The organism is Rhizobium sp. SL42 (genome assembly GCF_021729845.1).
Lineage (GTDB): Bacteria > Pseudomonadota > Alphaproteobacteria > Rhizobiales > Rhizobiaceae > Allorhizobium.
Window position 1 is genome coordinate 1,675,437 of the sequence record NZ_CP063397.1, and the last position, 16,570, is coordinate 1,692,006.

General features: G+C 61.9%; 20 protein-coding genes. 11 read left to right on the plus strand and 9 right to left on the minus strand.

Features of this window, described 5'->3' with window-relative positions; genetic code table 11:
* Window positions 1-75 precede the first annotated feature (75 nt).
* Together IM739_RS07795 and IM739_RS07800 are read left to right on the plus strand one after the other, a co-directional pair.
* Complete coding sequence (locus IM739_RS07795; RefSeq protein WP_237370609.1) at window positions 76-681, plus strand: YqgE/AlgH family protein; 606 nt, start codon at window positions 76-78, stop codon at window positions 679-681.
* 129 nt (window positions 682-810) lie between these two features.
* Window positions 811-1,446, plus strand: coding sequence for a LysE family translocator (locus tag IM739_RS07800; protein ID WP_237370610.1), 636 nt, complete (start codon window positions 811-813; stop codon window positions 1,444-1,446).
* A 26-nt stretch (window positions 1,447-1,472) separates the two neighbouring features.
* On the opposite strand, the gene IM739_RS07805 is transcribed toward IM739_RS07800, so the two are convergent.
* The 4 genes from IM739_RS07805 to thrC form a co-directional block, all read right to left on the minus strand.
* Window positions 1,473-4,391: an EAL domain-containing protein gene (locus tag IM739_RS07805; protein WP_237370611.1), complete on the minus strand. Its 2,919-nt coding sequence runs from the start codon at window positions 4,389-4,391 to the stop codon at window positions 1,473-1,475.
* Window positions 4,388-4,999, minus strand: coding sequence for a GNAT family N-acetyltransferase (locus IM739_RS07810; RefSeq protein WP_237370612.1), 612 nt, complete (start codon window positions 4,997-4,999; stop codon window positions 4,388-4,390). The genes IM739_RS07805 and IM739_RS07810 overlap by 4 nt, the downstream gene beginning before the upstream one ends.
* Window positions 5,000-5,065: 66 nt before the next feature.
* A complete protein-coding gene (locus IM739_RS07815; RefSeq protein ID WP_237370613.1) occupies window positions 5,066-6,364 on the minus strand; it encodes a M16 family metallopeptidase in 1,299 nt (432 codons plus the stop codon).
* Between the two features lie 20 nt (window positions 6,365-6,384).
* The gene (gene thrC / locus IM739_RS07820; protein WP_237371006.1) at window positions 6,385-7,791 is read right to left on the minus strand and encodes a threonine synthase; all 1,407 of its coding nucleotides are present in this window, start codon (window positions 7,789-7,791) and stop codon (window positions 6,385-6,387) included.
* A gap of 302 nt (window positions 7,792-8,093) precedes the next feature.
* On the opposite strand from thrC, the gene IM739_RS07825 reads away from it, so the two are divergent.
* Both IM739_RS07825 and IM739_RS07830 read left to right on the plus strand, forming a co-directional pair.
* A complete protein-coding gene (locus tag IM739_RS07825; protein ID WP_237370614.1) occupies window positions 8,094-8,690 on the plus strand; it encodes a hypothetical protein in 597 nt (198 codons plus the stop codon).
* A gap of 147 nt (window positions 8,691-8,837) precedes the next feature.
* Window positions 8,838-9,758 carry a diacylglycerol/lipid kinase family protein gene (locus tag IM739_RS07830; RefSeq protein WP_237370615.1) on the plus strand — a complete coding sequence of 307 codons (921 nt, stop codon included), beginning with the start codon at window positions 8,838-8,840 and terminating at the stop codon, window positions 9,756-9,758.
* 85 nt (window positions 9,759-9,843) lie between these two features.
* Here the strand turns inward: IM739_RS07830 and IM739_RS07835 are convergent, their stop codons facing one another.
* The 4 genes from IM739_RS07835 to IM739_RS07850 form a co-directional block, all read right to left on the minus strand.
* On the minus strand, window positions 9,844-10,533 hold the full coding sequence (locus IM739_RS07835) for an HAD family hydrolase (protein WP_237370616.1): 690 nt from the start codon (window positions 10,531-10,533) through the stop codon (window positions 9,844-9,846).
* A gap of 135 nt (window positions 10,534-10,668) precedes the next feature.
* Window positions 10,669-11,244, minus strand: coding sequence for a TetR/AcrR family transcriptional regulator (locus IM739_RS07840; protein WP_237370617.1), 576 nt, complete (start codon window positions 11,242-11,244; stop codon window positions 10,669-10,671).
* 1 nt (window position 11,245) lies between these two features.
* Window positions 11,246-11,590, minus strand: a complete 345-nt coding sequence (locus tag IM739_RS07845; RefSeq protein WP_237370618.1) for a DMT family transporter — start codon at window positions 11,588-11,590, stop codon at window positions 11,246-11,248.
* Window positions 11,591-11,744: 154 nt separating this feature from the next.
* Window positions 11,745-12,431, minus strand: a complete 687-nt coding sequence (locus tag IM739_RS07850) for an ArsR/SmtB family transcription factor (RefSeq protein WP_237370619.1) — start codon at window positions 12,429-12,431, stop codon at window positions 11,745-11,747.
* Between the two features lie 142 nt (window positions 12,432-12,573).
* Here IM739_RS07850 and IM739_RS07855 point away from each other — a divergent pair, with 142 nt between their 5' ends.
* From IM739_RS07855 to IM739_RS07880, 7 genes are all read left to right on the plus strand, one after another.
* Window positions 12,574-12,903 carry an NIPSNAP family protein gene (locus IM739_RS07855; RefSeq protein WP_237370620.1) on the plus strand — a complete coding sequence of 110 codons (330 nt, stop codon included), beginning with the start codon at window positions 12,574-12,576 and terminating at the stop codon, window positions 12,901-12,903.
* Window positions 12,900-13,244 carry an antibiotic biosynthesis monooxygenase family protein gene (locus IM739_RS07860; RefSeq protein ID WP_237370621.1) on the plus strand — a complete coding sequence of 115 codons (345 nt, stop codon included), beginning with the start codon at window positions 12,900-12,902 and terminating at the stop codon, window positions 13,242-13,244. The genes IM739_RS07855 and IM739_RS07860 overlap by 4 nt, the downstream gene beginning before the upstream one ends.
* Window positions 13,237-13,365 carry a hypothetical protein gene (locus IM739_RS24035; RefSeq protein WP_272911333.1) on the plus strand — a complete coding sequence of 43 codons (129 nt, stop codon included), beginning with the start codon at window positions 13,237-13,239 and terminating at the stop codon, window positions 13,363-13,365. Before IM739_RS07860 ends, IM739_RS24035 begins: the two co-directional genes overlap by 8 nt.
* A 13-nt stretch (window positions 13,366-13,378) precedes the next feature.
* Window positions 13,379-14,047, plus strand: a complete 669-nt coding sequence (locus tag IM739_RS07865; protein ID WP_237370622.1) for a GntR family transcriptional regulator — start codon at window positions 13,379-13,381, stop codon at window positions 14,045-14,047.
* Between the two features lie 230 nt (window positions 14,048-14,277).
* Window positions 14,278-14,868, plus strand: coding sequence for a biotin transporter BioY (locus tag IM739_RS07870; RefSeq protein WP_237370623.1), 591 nt, complete (start codon window positions 14,278-14,280; stop codon window positions 14,866-14,868).
* Window positions 14,869-14,875: 7 nt separating this feature from the next.
* Window positions 14,876-15,355, plus strand: a complete 480-nt coding sequence (locus IM739_RS07875; RefSeq protein ID WP_237370624.1) for a DUF1284 domain-containing protein — start codon at window positions 14,876-14,878, stop codon at window positions 15,353-15,355.
* A gap of 44 nt (window positions 15,356-15,399) precedes the next feature.
* A complete protein-coding gene (locus tag IM739_RS07880) occupies window positions 15,400-15,786 on the plus strand; it encodes an MmcQ/YjbR family DNA-binding protein (protein WP_237370625.1) in 387 nt (128 codons plus the stop codon).
* A 28-nt stretch (window positions 15,787-15,814) separates the two neighbouring features.
* Here the strand turns inward: IM739_RS07880 and IM739_RS07885 are convergent, their stop codons facing one another.
* Window positions 15,815-16,408: a DUF6680 family protein gene (locus IM739_RS07885; RefSeq protein ID WP_237370626.1), complete on the minus strand. Its 594-nt coding sequence runs from the start codon at window positions 16,406-16,408 to the stop codon at window positions 15,815-15,817.
* Window positions 16,409-16,570 lie beyond the last annotated feature (162 nt).

The following is a 16,570-nucleotide window of genomic DNA, read 5'->3' on the forward strand; positions in this document are numbered from 1 at the left end:
CCCCATCTTGAAGGGGAGGGCCTTTTAAACCACGCATCCGGTCCATTGCCCATGGGCAAGTTGAGGGAGGCAGGCATGGCTTTGTCATCGATCAAGGGAGAACGGGAACGCGGCTTTCTCGACGGCCAGTTCCTGATTGCGATGCCCGGAATGCCGGACGGTAATTTCGCGCGCTCCGTCGTCTATATCTGTGCCCATTCGCCGGCGGGAGCCATGGGTTTCATCATCAACCGTGCGCAGGCGGTGACCTTTGCCGACATCCTGCTGCATCTTGAACTGATCGATCGCAACGACGCGATCATGCTGCCCGAGCATGCCCGGCATTTCCCCATCCAGTGCGGCGGCCCGGTCGAGCAGAGCCGCGGTTTCGTGCTGCATTCCGACGACTATCTCTCCGACAGCAGCATACCGGTCAGCGATGATATTTCTCTGACGGCGACGCTCGATATCGTTCGCGCCATTTCCGACGGCCGCGGCCCGAACCGTGCCACCATGCTGCTCGGTTATGCCGGCTGGGGCGCCGGCCAGCTTGAACTCGAGATCGCCAACAATGGCTGGCTCAATTGCCCGGCCAGCGAAGAACTGATCTTCGATCGCAGCCTAGACAACAAGTACGAGCGCGCTTTATCCCTCATGGGTATCAATCCGGCCATGCTGTCGATGGATGCGGGCCACGCGTGAGGAGTTCGGAGTGGCCTATCTGAACGGCCGATCTGATCGGGTTGCCTGATTGCTTCTTGCACGGATCTGAATGGCAGGCCAAAGTACCGGTCGTGCGGCCTCAGGGTCGGATCCAACCGGAATTGCCCTATGCCCTCGATCGATATCCTTATCGCCTTCATGCTGACCACCGCGGTCTTTGCCTTCATTCCGGGGCCGGCAATGCTCTATGTCGCCGCGCGAACGCTGGCGGCGGATCGGCGCGCCGGGCTGATGGCAACGCTCGGCATCCATATCGGTTGTTATGTTCATGTGGTCGCGGCGGCTGCGGGCCTGTCGATCCTGTTTCATCTCGTGCCGACGCTGTATCTCGCGGTCAAGCTCGCAGGCGCAGCCTACCTGATCTTTCTCGGGATCCGGATGTTCCGCGCAAGCCGCCGAAGCGCTGAAGGACCGACGACGACATTCGGGGCAAAGTCGGCCGCGCAGGCCTTTGCCGAAAGTATCCTGGTCGAGGTTCTCAACCCGAAGACGGCGATCTTCTTCCTCGCCTTCCTGCCGCAATTCATCGATGCAGCCGCAGGCTTTCCCGTCTGGCTGCAGTTCCTGATCCTCGGAACGGTGGTCAACCTGACATTCTCCTTCGCCGACGTGGTCTGTGTCCTGGCTGCCGGCCTCGTGACACGGCGGCTGTCGCGGATCTCCTCGCTACAGCGCAATCTGCAAAGGGCTGGCGGTGCCGTTCTGGTCGCGCTCGGCCTGCATGTCGCCTTCCAGCGCACCTGATCCTTGATACGGTTGAGAAACGGGCCTTACGCCCGTTTCATCAGCGGAAAGCGTTCCTTCAGCAGCCTCAGCACCGATTCCGAGCCGAGCGGCGGGCCGAACAGGAAACTCTGGCCGAAATCGCAGCCCATCTTGGCAAGCTCGGCCGCGTCCTGGTCGGTCTCGATGCCTTCCGCCACCACCTGCATGTCCAGTCCGCGCGCCATGGCCACGACGGATTTGAGCAGGATCGAGCGTTTCTCCGACTGGTCGCAGACCAGCGCCTTGTCGAGCTTGATCGTGTCGAACGGGAAACGCGTCAGGTAGGCGAGCGAGGAATAGCCGGTGCCGAAATCGTCGAGCGCCAGGCTGATGCCGGTCTCCTTGAGTTTTTCCAGCATCAGGCGCGCCTGTTCCGGATTTTCCATAACGACGGATTCGGTCAGCTCCAGCTTGATCCGCTTCGGCTCGCACTGGGTCTTGGCCAGCATTGCGCGCACGTCGTTGTAGATTTCGCTCGAGATCAGTTGCGCCGAAGACAGGTTGACCGACAGGAAGATCGGCAGTTCGCCGGTCTGCCGCTCCCAGTCCATCAGGTCGGTCGTCGACCGTTCCAGGGCAAACATGCCGAGCGGCTCGATCAGGTCCGACATTTCCGCGATCGGAATGAACTCCGATGGCGGAATGCTGCCGCGCTTGGGGTGGTCCCAGCGCATCAGCGCCTCGAAACCGGCAATCTCGCCATTGGCCAGCCTGACGATCGGCTGATAGGCCATCGTCAGTTCCTTGCGCTCGATGGCGCGGCGCAGGTCCGTTTCCAATTGCAGCCGGTCGGTGCTGACGCTGCGGAAGGCCGGACGGAAGGGCTCGACCCTGTTGCCGCCGCCGCGCTTGGCCCGGTACATGGCAAGTTCCGCGTCCGACAGAAGGCTGGCAGCGCTTTCCTGCTGGTCGACCCAGGAGACAAGGCCGATCGAGGCGGTCAGCACCACTTCACGATTGGCGAAGTTGAGTGGCACCATGATCGCCTTGGAGACGGCATCGGCAAAGTCGGCAACCTTGGCCGGATCGCGCTCGGAGACCAGGATCAGGCCGAACTCGTCGCCGGAAAGCCGCGCCAACGTGTCCTGCGGCTTCAAGAGGCGACGCAGGCGGCGGGTGATGGCAATCAGGATATTGTCGCCGGCAGCAATGCCGAGACTGTCGTTGACCTGCTTGTAGCGGTCGATGTCGATGGCCAGAACCGTCGGGCGCACCGTTTCCGATGTGCCCGCCAGCGACAGGACGCTCTGCAGCCGGTCGAGGAAGACCTCCCGGTTGGGAAGCCCCGTCAGGTTGTCATGCATCGCATCGGTAAGCAGGCGGTCGATCGAGTTCTTCTGCTCGGTCACGTCGATGATCGTGCCAACGCAGCGGATGACCTCGCCATTGGAGCCGAGAACCGGCCGGGCGCGTATCTTCAGCCAGTGGAAATGGCCGTCTTCGGCGCGGATGCGGAATTCGTGGCTGAGCCGTCCCTTGCGATGTTCGAGCAGCACGTCGAGCGTGGCGCGGAACCGATCGCGGTCGTCGGGATGCAGGCGCGGCAGCCAGTTGCGGGCCGGGCCGTGCATCGTGCCGGGAGACAGGCCGAGACGGACGGAGACGTCCGGGCTCGTGACGACGCGGTCGCGGGCCACATCCCAGTCCCAGACGGTATCGCCGGATCCGGTCAGTGCCAGCGATTGCCGCTCGAGATCGGAAAACAGGCCCTGCTGATAGGCGCCGCCGGCAAAGGCATGCTGCATGACGGTGAAGCCGATCAAAAGCACGATGAGGACTAGGCCGCCGCCAAGTGCCGGCTGGATGATGTCGTTGTCGAGCCGGCCGGTCACCGTCAGCCAGCCGCCGAACAGCCAGACCATGATCAGCGCCCAGGTCGGTACCAGCAGGATCGCCCGGTCATAGCGGTTGATGCCGAGATAGATGATCAGGCCGATCCCGGCCGTCGCCGTCAGCGCGAAGGAGAGACGCGCGATGCCGGACGCGATCGACGGGTCGTAGATCGCGACCCCGAACAGCAGGGCAAGGCCGAGGATCCAGGCAAATGTCGCATAGCCGAGATGCACATGCCAGCGATTGAGATTCAGGTAGGTGAACAGGAAGATGACGAGCGAGGAGGCAAGCGCCACCTCGGCACTGGCGCGCCATATTCGCGTGTCGCCGGACGTGATGCTGATCAGCTTTTCAAGGAAGCCGAAGTCGACGCAGATATAGGCGAGTACGGCCCAGGCAAGGGCTGCAGCGGCCGGCAGCATCGAGGTGCCCTTGACGACGAAAAGGATGGTCAGGAACACCGCAAGCAGGCCGGCAATGCCGAGCACAATGCCGCGATACAGCGTAAACGCGTTGACCGTGTCCTTGTAGGCATCCGGCTCCCACAGATAGATCTGCGGCAGGTTCGGTGTCGCAAGTTCGGCGACGAATGTGATCACCGCGCCCGGATTGAGCGTGATGCGGAAGACGTCGGCATCCGGGCTCGCCACCCGGTCGAGCGCAAAGCCTTCCGAGGGCGTGATCGCCATGATGCGTTGCGAGCCGAGATCCGGCCAGAACATCCGCGATCCGGCCAGACGGAAATGCGGCGCGACGATGACGCGCTCCAGCTGTTCCTCGGAGACATTGGCAAGCGCGAACACCGCCCAGTCGCCCTGATGTTCGGGGCCGCTCGAGCGCACCTCGATGCGCCGGCGGATGCCATCGGCACCTGCGGCGGTCGAAACCTGGAAGGCCTCGCCCTGATTGGTATAGATTTCGGTCGTGGCCGTCAGGTCGAGTGCATTGTCGTCGCGGGCGATCTTAACCGGCTCGACGGCATTGGCCAGGGGGGCAAAAAGCGATGCAAACAGGGATGCAAGCAACAGGGTAACGAGGAACGGCAACTGCGAACGGCCGGCCTTCGGGGTGTTATTCCAGAAACGCGTCATGAAGCTGCTTTGCCGTTCCGTGTCTTCTGGTCTCTTATTTTGGAAAACAGCATGTGATCGCGCCACTGTCCGTTGATTTTCAGATATTCGCGCAAGAGACCTTCTCGCTCAAATCCCGATTTTTCGAGTAGCCGTATGCTGCTGACATTGTCCGGAATACAGGCTGCTTCAATTCGGTGCAACTCAAGAGGCCCGAAGATGTAGGGAATAGCCAATTGAAGTGCGGCAAACATATGTCCTTTTCCCGCATGGCGCTCGCCCATCCAGTATCCGATCATGCAGCTTTGCGCAGCGCCACGGCGGATGAGGCCGATGGTCAGGCCGCCGATCAGGACTTCATCATCGCGTGAAAACAGCAGGAACGGCACGGCCATGCCGGAATGGAATTCCTGTTCGTTACGGACCACCCGCTGGCGATAGGACCGTTCGGTCAGCTCGTCCGATCGCCAGCTCGGCTCCCAGGGCTGCAGGAAGGCGCGGCTGTCGCGGCGGATCTCGTGCCACTGATCGAAGTCGCGGTAGCGGGGCAGGCGCAGCAGATGCCGTTCGCTGGTCAGCTCCGGTGGCTCCGGCTGCCGGGACAGAAACCGAAACACCGAGCGCGTCATTTGCCGTCCCCAAAAAGAAAGCGCCGGCGGTTCAATCCCGCCGGCAGATCAGGTTTAGTGCTCGTTTCAGCCTGCCGCCTTTAGCGAGGCGGTGTTGCGTGCGGACAGGGCGCTGGAGATTTCGTCCAGCGAAACCAGCTGTTCCACCGGGCCGATCGCCGAAAGCGTCGGTGCCGTGTCGAAGAACAGGCGGCCGGCAAGGTCGGTCAGGCGCTGCGTCGTGATGCCGGCAAGCCGTTCCATCATTTCCGCGTTTGGAATGGTGCGGCCATAGAGCATCATCTGGCGGGCAATCTGCCCGGCGCGTGCAGCCGGGCTTTCCTGGCCCATCAGCAACTGGGCCCGGATCTGCGCCCGGGAGCGCTCGATTTCCTGCTGGTCGATCGACTGCGACGCCTTGCGCAATTCTTCGATGATGACGGGAACCAGTTCCGGCAGATTGTCGCCGCCCGTGGCGGCATGGATGCCGAAGATGCCGGTATCGGAAAAACCCCAGTGGAAGGCATAGACCGAATAGCACAGGCCGCGGATTTCACGCACTTCCTGGAACAGCCGCGAAGACATGCCGCCGCCGAGAATGTTGGCGAGGATCTGCGAACAGTAGAAGTCGCGCATGTGGTAGGCCTTGCCCTCGAAGCCGAGCAGCACCTGCGTATCCATCAGGTCGCGCTCTTCGCGCGCCTCGCCGCCGGTGTAATGGGCGACATCCATAACCGGCGCGGCCGACGGCTGGGTCGGAAGGCCGGCAAAGCGCTGTTCGACCTGCTTGACGAATGCGTCGTGATCGACGGCACCGGCCGCCACGACGAACATCCGGTCCGTGGTGTAGTTGCGCGAAAGATAGGCGCGGATCTCGTCGCTGGAAAACGACAGAACCGATTCCGGCGTGCCGAGAATGCTGCGGCCGAGCGTCTGGTTCTGGAAGGCGCGCTCGGAGAAGCGGTCGAACACGACATCGTCCGGCGTGTCGTCGGCCGCGCCGATTTCCTGCAGGATGACGTGCTTTTCGCGGGCCAGCTCTTCCTCGTCGAAGACCGATTCTGTCAGGATGTCGGCGAGAATATCGACGGCCAGCGGCACGTCGTCCTTCAGCACGCGGGCATAGTATGACGTGGTTTCCGTGGAGGTGGCGGCGTTCAGTTCGCCGCCGACATTCTCGATTTCCTCGGCGATTTCCCGGGCGCCACGTCGGTTCGTGCCCTTGAATGCCATGTGCTCGAGAAGATGCGCGATGCCATGTTCGGCCTCCGTCTCGTTGCGTGAACCGGACTTGATCCAGGTTCCGAGCGCCACGCTCTCGAGATGCGGCATATTCTCTGTTACGACCGTCAACCCCGAAGGCAGCCGGGTGCACTCAACATTCATGGTCCGTCTTTCTGCGTTTCTTATTTATCCGCCCGGGCATGTAAGCCGACAAAACTTTCGACGGCTTTAAGGTCCGCGGGCAGGATATCGAAACGCTCCTCCCTGTCCATCAGATCAGCAAGCCACGATGGAAGCGCGGGGTCAATACCGGATGCTGATTTTACTGCGGCAGGGAACTTCGCCGGATGGGCCGTCGCCAGCACCACCATCGGGCTTTGCGGCTTTTCGAACTTCTTGGCCACATGCATGCCAACGGCGGTATGCGGATCGAGAAGATAGCCGGTTTCGTCCAGTACCGCCTTGATTGTCTTGGCGACTTCCTTCTGCGTCGCACGGCCGGCGCGGAAATCCTTGCGGATGAATTTCAGCGCCTCGTCCTTGATTTCGAACGCGCCGGATTGCTTGAGCCCTTCCATCGCGGACCGGATCGACGCGGCGTCGCGTCCGTAAGCTTCAAACAGCAGACGCTCGAAATTCGACGAGATCTGGATGTCCATCGACGGCGACGTCGTGGCGGCCACGCCCTTCATCTCGTAGCGGCCGGTCTTCATCGTGCGCGCCAGGATATCGTTGTCATTGGTGGCGATCACCAGCTTGTCAATCGGCAATCCCATCTTCTTGGCGACATAGCCGGCGAAGATGTCGCCGAAGTTTCCGGTCGGCACGGTGAACGAGATCTTGCGGTCCGGCGCACCGAGCGACACGGCGGCGGTGAAGTAGTAGACCACCTGCGCCATGATGCGTGCCCAGTTGATCGAGTTGACGCCCGAGAGCTTGATCCGGTCGCGAAAGGCGATGTCGTTGAACATCGCCTTGACGAGGTTCTGGCAGTCGTCGAAGTTGCCCTCGATGGCGATGGCCCGGACATTGCTGGCCGTCGAGGACGTCATCTGGCGCTGCTGCACCGGCGAGACCTTGCCATGCGGGAAGAGGATGAAGATGTCGGTGCGCGAGCGGCCGGCAAAGGCGTCGATCGCGGCGCCCCCCGTGTCGCCAGAGGTGGCGCCGACGATGGTGGCGCGTTCGCCGCGGCTTTCCAGAACGTGGTCCATCAGGCGGGCGATCAGCTGCATCGCCACGTCCTTGAACGCGAGCGTCGTGCCGTGGAAGAGTTCCAGCACATAGGTGTTCGACCCGGTCTGGACCAGCGGAGCCACGGCCGGATGGCGGAACGTGGCATAGGCCTCGTCGATCATCTTGCGGAACACGTCCGGCTCGATTTCGCCGTCGACAAACGGCGAAAGAACCTCGAAGGCAACGTCCTGATAGCTCTTGCCGCGCAAGCCGCGAATGGCTTTCTTCGACAGCTGCGGAAAGCTGCGCGGGACATAGAGGCCGCCGTCACGGGCAAGGCCGGCCAGCAATGCGTCACAGAAACCGAGGCTTTCCGCCTCTCCGCGGGTCGAGATATATTCCACGAGCATTATCCTTGATCAGTAGAAGCGGGGAGTGCTTGCCCCGGAGACTATGGCGTTTTCGATAAAGAGGTTTGCCATTTTGCGCCAGACTTGGCGGCTCAATTTCGCAAGCCCGGCAGCAGCACGCAGATGGAGCTTCCCCGTCCTGAATGGCGGACATTGGAGATGAGGTGAAATTTGAATCAAAACGCCGGCTACCCAATCGATTTTTGTCAGCGCCGCTGGTATAGACCATCCGCAAGGGCGCTGAAAAGCCTCAAGTTCGACAGTTTTGCGGCTCTTCGAGCCGAGCATGCGGAAGGTAGAGTCTCGTGTCTGTATTGGTGTCGCGCGGTGTAGTGGCCGTTTCGCTTATGATGCTTCTTGCCGGATGCAACTCCGGCAATCCAGGTGGCGATTTTGTCCTGGTGGGCAAGCCTGACCCTATGCAGGGCACCGGAGACCCGGCCACGCGTTACACCCGGGTTCCTGTCGCGACGACAGCAGAAGCCGGCGCCGTCGTCCAGGGCTTCTGCCCGGCCGTCGTCCTGCGTGACGGCACGGCCTATCATCGCAGCTATGCTGGCGGCAAGCAGGACGATCCGCAGCAGGTTGTCTACCAGGCGTCGCTCGCCGACAGCACGCGTGCCTGCGCCCGCACCGACACCACGCTGACCATCACCGCCGTCTTGCAGGGCCGACTTGTTGCCGGGCCGCAGGGCAAGACCGGGACCTTCAACCTGCCGATCCGCGTCACCGTGCTCGATGGCGAAAAAGAAGTCAGCTCGCAAGTCGTGCAGCATCCGGTCACTCTGGCCGACGTGAACCAGCCGACGCAATTCGTCTTCAGCAATCAGGTCACCGTGCCGGCTGACGTATCCGGCGCGACCCGCGTCTATGTCGGTTTTGAAGACAAGAAGAAAAAGTAACCCTGCTGCTCTAGTGTCATCCCCGCAACCGGGCGCCTCTCCATCGGGAGGCTCGCCCGGGATCTGCCGAGCCGGATTTCGCCGCCCAGGACAGGTCGGCACAGCTCAGCACAGGACACGCCAGAACAGGGCAGGGGATAGCGCCGCGTGAAGATCGCCATCATCAGAAATCCGGCTGCAGGCGGCGGGAAGAATAGCAAATTCTGGAACCCGGCGCGCGATGCCTTTGTCAGCCGTTTCCCCGGCATCGACATCCGAGAGAGCCGCTTCCCTGGCGACGTCAACCGTCTGGCCACCGAACTGGCCGACGCGGGCTATGATATCATCATCGCTGCAGGCGGAGACGGCACGATCAACGAAGTGGTCGACGGTGTGTTGAAATCGACGCGACCGCAAACGGCGATTTCATTGATGCCACTCGGCACCGGCTGCGATTTTGTCCGCAACTTCGTCCTGCCCAAGGACCCGGTCGCGCTCGCCGAGCGCATCGCCAATGCCTCCAGCCGTCGCATCGATGCCGGCCGCATTACCAGCAGGACCGCCAGTGGCGAGACCGTGTCGCGGTACTTCGCCAACATCGCCAGCGCTGGCATTTCAGGTGAGATCGTCGAGGCGGTCAATGCGCCGGGCAAGCGCAAGGTACTCGGCGGCCCGGCCCGGTTTCTCTACCATTCCATCCGCGCGATCTTGAGTTTCCGTTCCTACATGTTTGCGGTCCGGATCGACGGGGCGCTGATCTATGAGGGGCCGCTGGCCATTGCGGCGATCGCCAATGGCGGCTGGTTCGGCGGCGGCATGCATTGCGTGCCGCAGGCGGATCTGGCCGATGGCCTTTTCGATGTCGCCATCATGCGTCAGGATACGGTCCTGGGATTGCTCGACCTGCTCGGCAGGCTGTATTCGGCAAGCCATATCGGCCATCCGAAGTTGAGCTTTCATCGCGGCCGCAAGGTTGAATTCCAGCCGCTCGTGCCCAAACGTTTTCCGGTGGAAGTCGATGGTGAAACCCTCGTCCAGGGCGGGTTCATTGCCGAAATACAGCCAGGCGCCCTGACGATTCGAATTTGACGACATGCATCTGCCGACACCGCTCTGAGCGTATCGATTTGATGAAGCCGTCAAGAATGAGCAGCTGTCGCTGAGCTGCGGCGCCTCAGATGGCGCCGACCCAGTTCTCCATCGCGGCAATCACTGCCGGCAGGTCGACCATGCGGGCAATGACCGTTTCCGCGCCGGCATCCGTCAGCCGGTCGGCATGTGAAGGATAGGTATGCGAGGCGCCGGTGAAGCCGATCACCCGCATGCCGGCTTCGCGCGCCGCATGCACGCCGTGCACCGAGTCCTCGATCACCACGCAACGGCCCGGCGCAACGCCGAACTGGGCAGCGCCATGCAGGAAAATATCCGGCTTCGGCTTGACCCGGTCCGCGCCCAGATCCTTGGCGGAATAGATGTGCGGGGCGAAATGCTCCTTGAGACCGACCTTGCTGAGCATCATGTCGAGTCGCGAGGAGGAGGAGTTGGAGCAGATGCAGCGCGGACCCTTGAGCCGCGCCAGCGCAAAGGCCACGCCGTCGATCGCCTTGACTTCGCGGGCTAGCCGCTGGTCGAGCAATTCTTCCGACTTGTCGATCAGGCTGGCCGACAAGGGGATGTCGATTTCTTTTTCGATCGACAGCAGGATGTTCTTCCAGGTCATGCCGGCAAAGCGTTCGCCCATCTCTTCGACGGAGATCGGATATCCGGCTTCGCTGAGGAGTTTGGATTCCACCTTGGCGGCGATAATCTCGGAATCGACGAGCACGCCGTCGCAGTCGAAGAGGATGAGGTCGAAACCGCTCATGTGGGGAAATCCGTTTGTCGTCCAGGGAGGCGGCCTGACTACACGAATAAGACGGCAAGGACAATCCGCACCGCACGCATGGCTGCCGAGCGGCGTGGGGACGAACTGAAAGGGATAATTTGCGACGGGCGCCGCTTAGCCGGCCTTTGTCGGACCCGATGCGATGGCCAGCAGTTGCGCCTCCAGTTCCTGCGGATAGCGCTTCAACCCGGCCTCTTTTTCCAGCATGTCGGCGAGCCATACGCCATCGGCGGCAAGCCTTGCTATCGTCAGCGTCGGCATGGTGTCGGTGTCGCGGTGGCGCGCCAGCCGGTCGTCCAGCCAACCCGACCAGATCGCCCGCAGCGCGGGCTCGGAAATGGTGGCGACGGAAAGTGCGGCCCAGAGGCTTTGCCTGCCCTGGGTCCGGTCTGCGAAGCAGGCGCGAATATAGGCGCGGGTAAAGCTGCCTGTCGGTTGCGGGTCGGCATCGATCGCGATGTCTATCTGGCGGTCGAGCTGTTCCAGCAGGTCGGCGAACACCGCTTCGATCAGCGCCTGCTTGCTGTCGAAATGATGCAGCAGGCCGCCTTTCGTCACGCCCGCACGATCCGCAACCGCCTGGATGGTCAGTGCGCCAAGCCCTTGTTCCGTGGCTATGGCCGCCACGCAATCGAGCAGGGCGCGCCGCACCTGTTCCGGCTGCTTCTTGCGATGGTGGGCCTCTGCCATCCTAGTGCGAGACCGAGTTGGAAAACAGGTTCATCACCACCACGCCGGCAATGATCAGTCCCATTCCCACCAGTGCCGGCATGTCCAGCGACTGCTTGAAAACCAGCAGGCCGACGGCCGCCGTGAGCACGATGCCGAGCCCGCTCCACATGGCATAGGCCATGCCGAGCGGCAGTCCCCTCAGGGCCTGCGACAGGAGGTAGAACGACGCCACATAGAACAGCACCATGGCCGCTGTCGGGGCCAGCTTGCTGAACTGCTCCGACTTCTGCAGGAATGTCGTTCCGATCACCTCCAGGACGATGGCGGCGGCAAGGGAGCCGTAGACGAGCAGGGAGGGGTTCATGGCGGATCTCTCAGGAAAGCGGCAATTGCCTTAAAGATACCGGATGGACGGTTTCTTTGCAAGAGGGCGATCGATGCGGTCCCGTGAGGGACGGTGTGGCTGTCGCGCAAAGGGTCGTGGAGCCCGTTACGCGGGCCGTACCGCCTCGCGTGGTTCAATCCACGATGGGAAACATCTGCTGGAAGCGCCGGTCGCCTTCCGGGGAAAACTGGATGACCCGGCTGCCTTCGATCCGGCGGGCATGGCCCGGCTCGACGAAATGCAAAAGCAGCGCCTTGCCAAGGCTGCCGGCCATGTGCGCGCGTCGCTCGCTCCAGTCGAGACAGGAACGGCACAGCGGCCGGCGCAGCGCCCGCATCGGCGCAAGTTCGATGCCGTGCTGCCCAAGCAGGTGTTCGCCGGACGCCGTGACCCGCAGCGCGTCGCCTTCGACCTCGATCGCGCCCTGGCCCACAAGACTGTCGAGCATGCGCACGCCATAGTCGCCCGCCAGGTGATCGTAGCAGATACGCGCCTTGCGCAGGGCCGGCTCCTTCGGTCCGAGCCGATGACGCAGGTGCCCCCGGCTCGCGGCAAAGCCCATCAGCCCTTCGATCATCCCGCCGACGGTATCATCGGAAAGCGAAAAATAGCGATGGCGTCCCTGCTTGCGTTGCCGCAGCAATCCGCCATCTTCAAGCTTGGAGAGATGCGAGCTGGCCGTCTGCAGCGTGACACCGGCAACACCCGCCAGTTCCGTTGCCGTCAATGCCCTGCCGCCCAGGAGGGCGAGCAGCATGTTGGCGCGGGCGGGGTCGCCGATCAGCGACCCGATGCGGGCTATGTCTGGACCTTCAGCCATGGTTTGATCCTAGTCGAACTGTTCTTGTCTCACAACGCATCTGCTACCGGCACGTCTGCCCTATGCTTCGATGCGCATCGAAGCATCAGCCTATTTCGCCATGGCAAGTCCGGGTTCCCGTCCCGGAGCCAAGGAGCCTTCCATGATCACCTGCATCATCCGTTATCAGATCGACCCGTTCGCTCGCGAAGCCTTTGCCACATATGCCCGTAACTGGGGTGAGGCGATACCACGCTGCGGCGCCGATCTCATCGGCTATTACGGCCCGCATGAGGGTTCGGCCACCACCGCCTACGGCATCTACAATGTCCGGGATCTGGCGGCCTATGAGGCCTATCGCAAGCGGCTTGCCGCCGATCCGCTCGGCAGGGCCAACTACGATTTTGCAGCAAGGGAGCGTTTCATCCTGAAGGAGGATCGCCTTTTCCTCAGCAAGGTCTCCGACCTGCCATCCGATCGGGTGCAACCATGATCGCCGTCATCTTCGAAGTGACGCCTTTTCTTGGCGAGCGGCATCGCTATCTCGATCTGGCCGGCGACCTGCGCTGCAAGCTCGAAAAGATCGACGGTTTCATTTCCGTCGAGCGTTTCGAAAGCCTCAGCCTGCGCGGCAAGCTTCTCTCCCTGTCTTTCTGGCGCGACGAGGAATCGGTGCGCAGATGGCGCGAGACCGATGAGCACCGCGCGGCACAAGCTGAAGGCCGGGGCGGTGTGTTCGCCGATTATCGCCTGCGCGTCGCCCATGTGCTGCGCGACTATGGCCTGGACGCGCGCGACGAAGCGCCGCCCGACAGCCGTTCGCTGCATGGCTGATATCGATGGCTGGCTGTGGGTCGAGGCGGTGCGCCTTCGCCGCCTGCGCGCCCATGCGGGTTTGGCGCTGCGCAGAGCCGCAGTCGGCCTTTCCCATGCTCGACAAGTGCCGAGCGGCTGACTATGCAGGACGCATGGAAAACGATCGGGACGATACCCTTGCAAGCCGCATCAGCCGCGCTTTGGCGGAGCGCATCATCCATGGCGAACTGATCCCCGGCTCGCGTCTCGGCCAGGACCATATCGCCGAGGAGTTCGGCGCGAGCCATGTGCCGGTGCGCGAGGCCTTTCGAAGGCTGGAAGCGCAGGGTCTGGTCGTCAGCATTCCACGCCGCGGCGTGCGTGTCGCTTCGTTCGATCTGAAGCAGGTGCGTGAAGTCGCTGAAATGCGTGCGGCGCTGGAAGTTCTGGCGCTCAGGCATGCGGCGCCCAACCTGACGGCGGACGTGCTCGATGCCGCCGAGCAGGCTGCAAGTGATGCCGACAATGCCAAGGATGTGCGCAGCTGGGAGGAGGCCAATCGCCGCTTCCATCGGCTGATCGTTTCGACCTGCGACATGCCGCGCTTGCTGACCGTCATCGACGACCTGCACGCTGTCAGCGCCCGTTTTCTATTCATTGCCTGGCGCGCCGCCTGGGAGGCGCGCACCGACCACGACCACCGCGCCATTCTGGGCGCCCTGCGTGACGGTGATGCCAGCGAGGCCTGCCGCATTCTCGAGCGTCATGTGCAGTGGATCGGCCGCGCGCCAATGCCGCTGAACGGTGTCCGCGACGATGAAGGCTTTGCCATCGTCGGCTAGTCTCCAAAATTATAGATAAAAAATTGCGACCTGTGGACAATATCACCGCAGCGGTTCCGTGTGTTCTGATTTTTCACGTTAATTTACCGATATGGCTCCCTGATCATGGTCTTGGCAGCTAGGCCGGCAGCCTCTCAGGGTGCGGGTCGGTGAGCGTCGCGCTTGTTTCAGTTCAAAATTATAGATAAAAGATTCGCTGTGCGGAAAATTATCTATAAAATGGAGACTCGATGACTTATTTCACCACGGCACCTGCCCATCGCTTCGACCCGCTTGGTATCGAGCACCGCTCTCTCGCCATTCGGGCCGTACTTCTCCTCATTGGCACCGGCATTCTCGCGATCGCCTCGCAGATCAGCGTGCCCATGGTCCCGGTCCCGATCACCATGCAGACATTCGCGATCACGATGATCGGTGTGCTGTATGGCTGGCGGCTCGGCGCCCTGACGTTGCTTGCCTGGCTGGGCGAGGCGATGCTCGGTCTGCCGGTGCTTGCCAATGGCGGCGCGGGCCTTGCTCCCTTTGTCGGGCCGACGGCAGGTTACCTCGTGTCCTTCCCGCTGATTGCCGCTCTTGCCGGGTTCCTGGCGGAAAAAGGCTGGACCGGCGAGCGCATTGTCTTGAGTTTCGTCTCCCATCTCTCGGCCAATATCCTGTGCCTGGCCATCGGCGGCGCCTGGCTCTCCTGGCTGATCGGGCTGGAAAAAGGCCTCGCACTCGGTGTGACGCCCTTCATCCTCGGCGCCGTGCTGAAATCCGCGCTTGCTGCTGCCGTCCTGATGGCGATCGGTCGCCGCGCCACCGGCCGCATCGATATCTGAACCGGTCATGACCGTCAGGCTCCGCGCCCATCACCTGCTCTGCATGCTGACCTATGTCGGCAAGGGGTATTCGCCAGCCTTCGTCGACAACTACGAGGCGATCGCCGCCCGATTGTCGGCGGGCGAGGAGATCGAAATCGTCGACGGGCCTGACGACATCTGCGCGCCGCTTCTCTGCGGCGCGCAACCGCATTGCCTCGGCGAAAGCGTCGCTGAGCGCGACCGTAAGGCGGCTGGGGCTGTGGCCATGCTTCTGGCCATGCCGGTTGCGATTGGCGCTTTGATCAGGCCGAACGCCTTGCTGCTCGGTCGCCTGCGCCGGGCTTTTGCCGCAGGCTCGATCCGCACCGCCTGTGCAGGCTGCGAATGGTCCGGCCTGTGCGATGCGGTCTCTGATGGTGGCTATGCCGGCGTCCGCATCGCGATTGCCACAGCCTCCGCACCCAAGCACCGTCAGAGCGCCTTGCACGGATGCAGCCAGGCGTGACGAAGGCTCGGGCCTCTGGCAGACTGCCGGTGGGAGGAATGCACATGCTGACGATTGACGACCTGCGCCAGATCATCCTCGCTTTGCCGACGACGGAGGAAACCACCTCCTGGGGAGCCGTTTCCTTCAAGGTCAACGGCAAGGCCATGCTATTCTGGAACCCGACCCACGACTGCCCGGTGTTCAAGGTGCCGTACGAGGAGCGCGACCACCTGATCGAGATCGACCCCGACACCTTCTTCACCACCGACCACCACCGCCCCTATCCGATGGTGCTCGCACGTCCCGACCGCCTCGACATCGAATGGGTGCGCGAAAACCTCACCCGCGTCTGGCGGGCACAGGCCAAGAAGGCGGTAGTAAAGGCCTGGGATGCGGGACGCGGTCCTCTTTTCCCCAGCGGGGAGAAGGTGGCGCGCAGCGCCGGATGAGGGGGTAGAGCAGGCGGTTGTTGACTGCCTAAGAATCAATGACCCTTTCCGGTGCCATTGCTTCAGGTGGCACTGACAAGTTATCGGCCTCAGAAGTGGTGTTTGGGAATTCTTTGATTGCGAGCGGTAGCGTGATTTCACCTTGCAAAAGCGCCACCAATCTTTTGCGGATAATCGTTTGTTCCGCCTCAAGATCTCCATGTGCTTTCGGTGAGTATATGTCTCTCAGAAGCTGCGTTTTGCTGAATCCATATCCGAGAAACTGAGAAATGAGGTGCAGCAGATCGATAAACAGATCTACCCGCTTCTGCGCCCAAGCCTCATTGTAATTTAGTCGATCATCATAGTGGTCAAGGTACAGTTTCCACGACTCATTTATTTGCCGCAGCTTTGCTCCGGAGCCGTAAAATTCCATTGGTACCGCATTGAGAGCCTCGACGTGAGCCGGAGAAAGGATTGCAGCTCGCGTCGCCATTAATGTCCGAAAAATGGCTAGCCGCCTCTCTTTCACCTCTCGCCGACGCTCAAGGAATTTCTGAGCTTGTACAGCTAAAACCGGCCCAAGCAAAGTTGCGCAGATAATGGCTACATCAGTTGTGCCTAGAGAGGTTAGCCAGTCCAATTTCTGATTCCTTATTCCGTCGCTCACAATTGTAAGTCGGAATACTGTCGTAGCAAAGCAATCAGAAAAGCGTAACTGCACCATCGCGCGCTTAGTTTCGGTGCGGTTCTTCGTCCGCCTCCTGCACCCCATCCCACCCCCGCACAAAATCTCAGCCCCTCT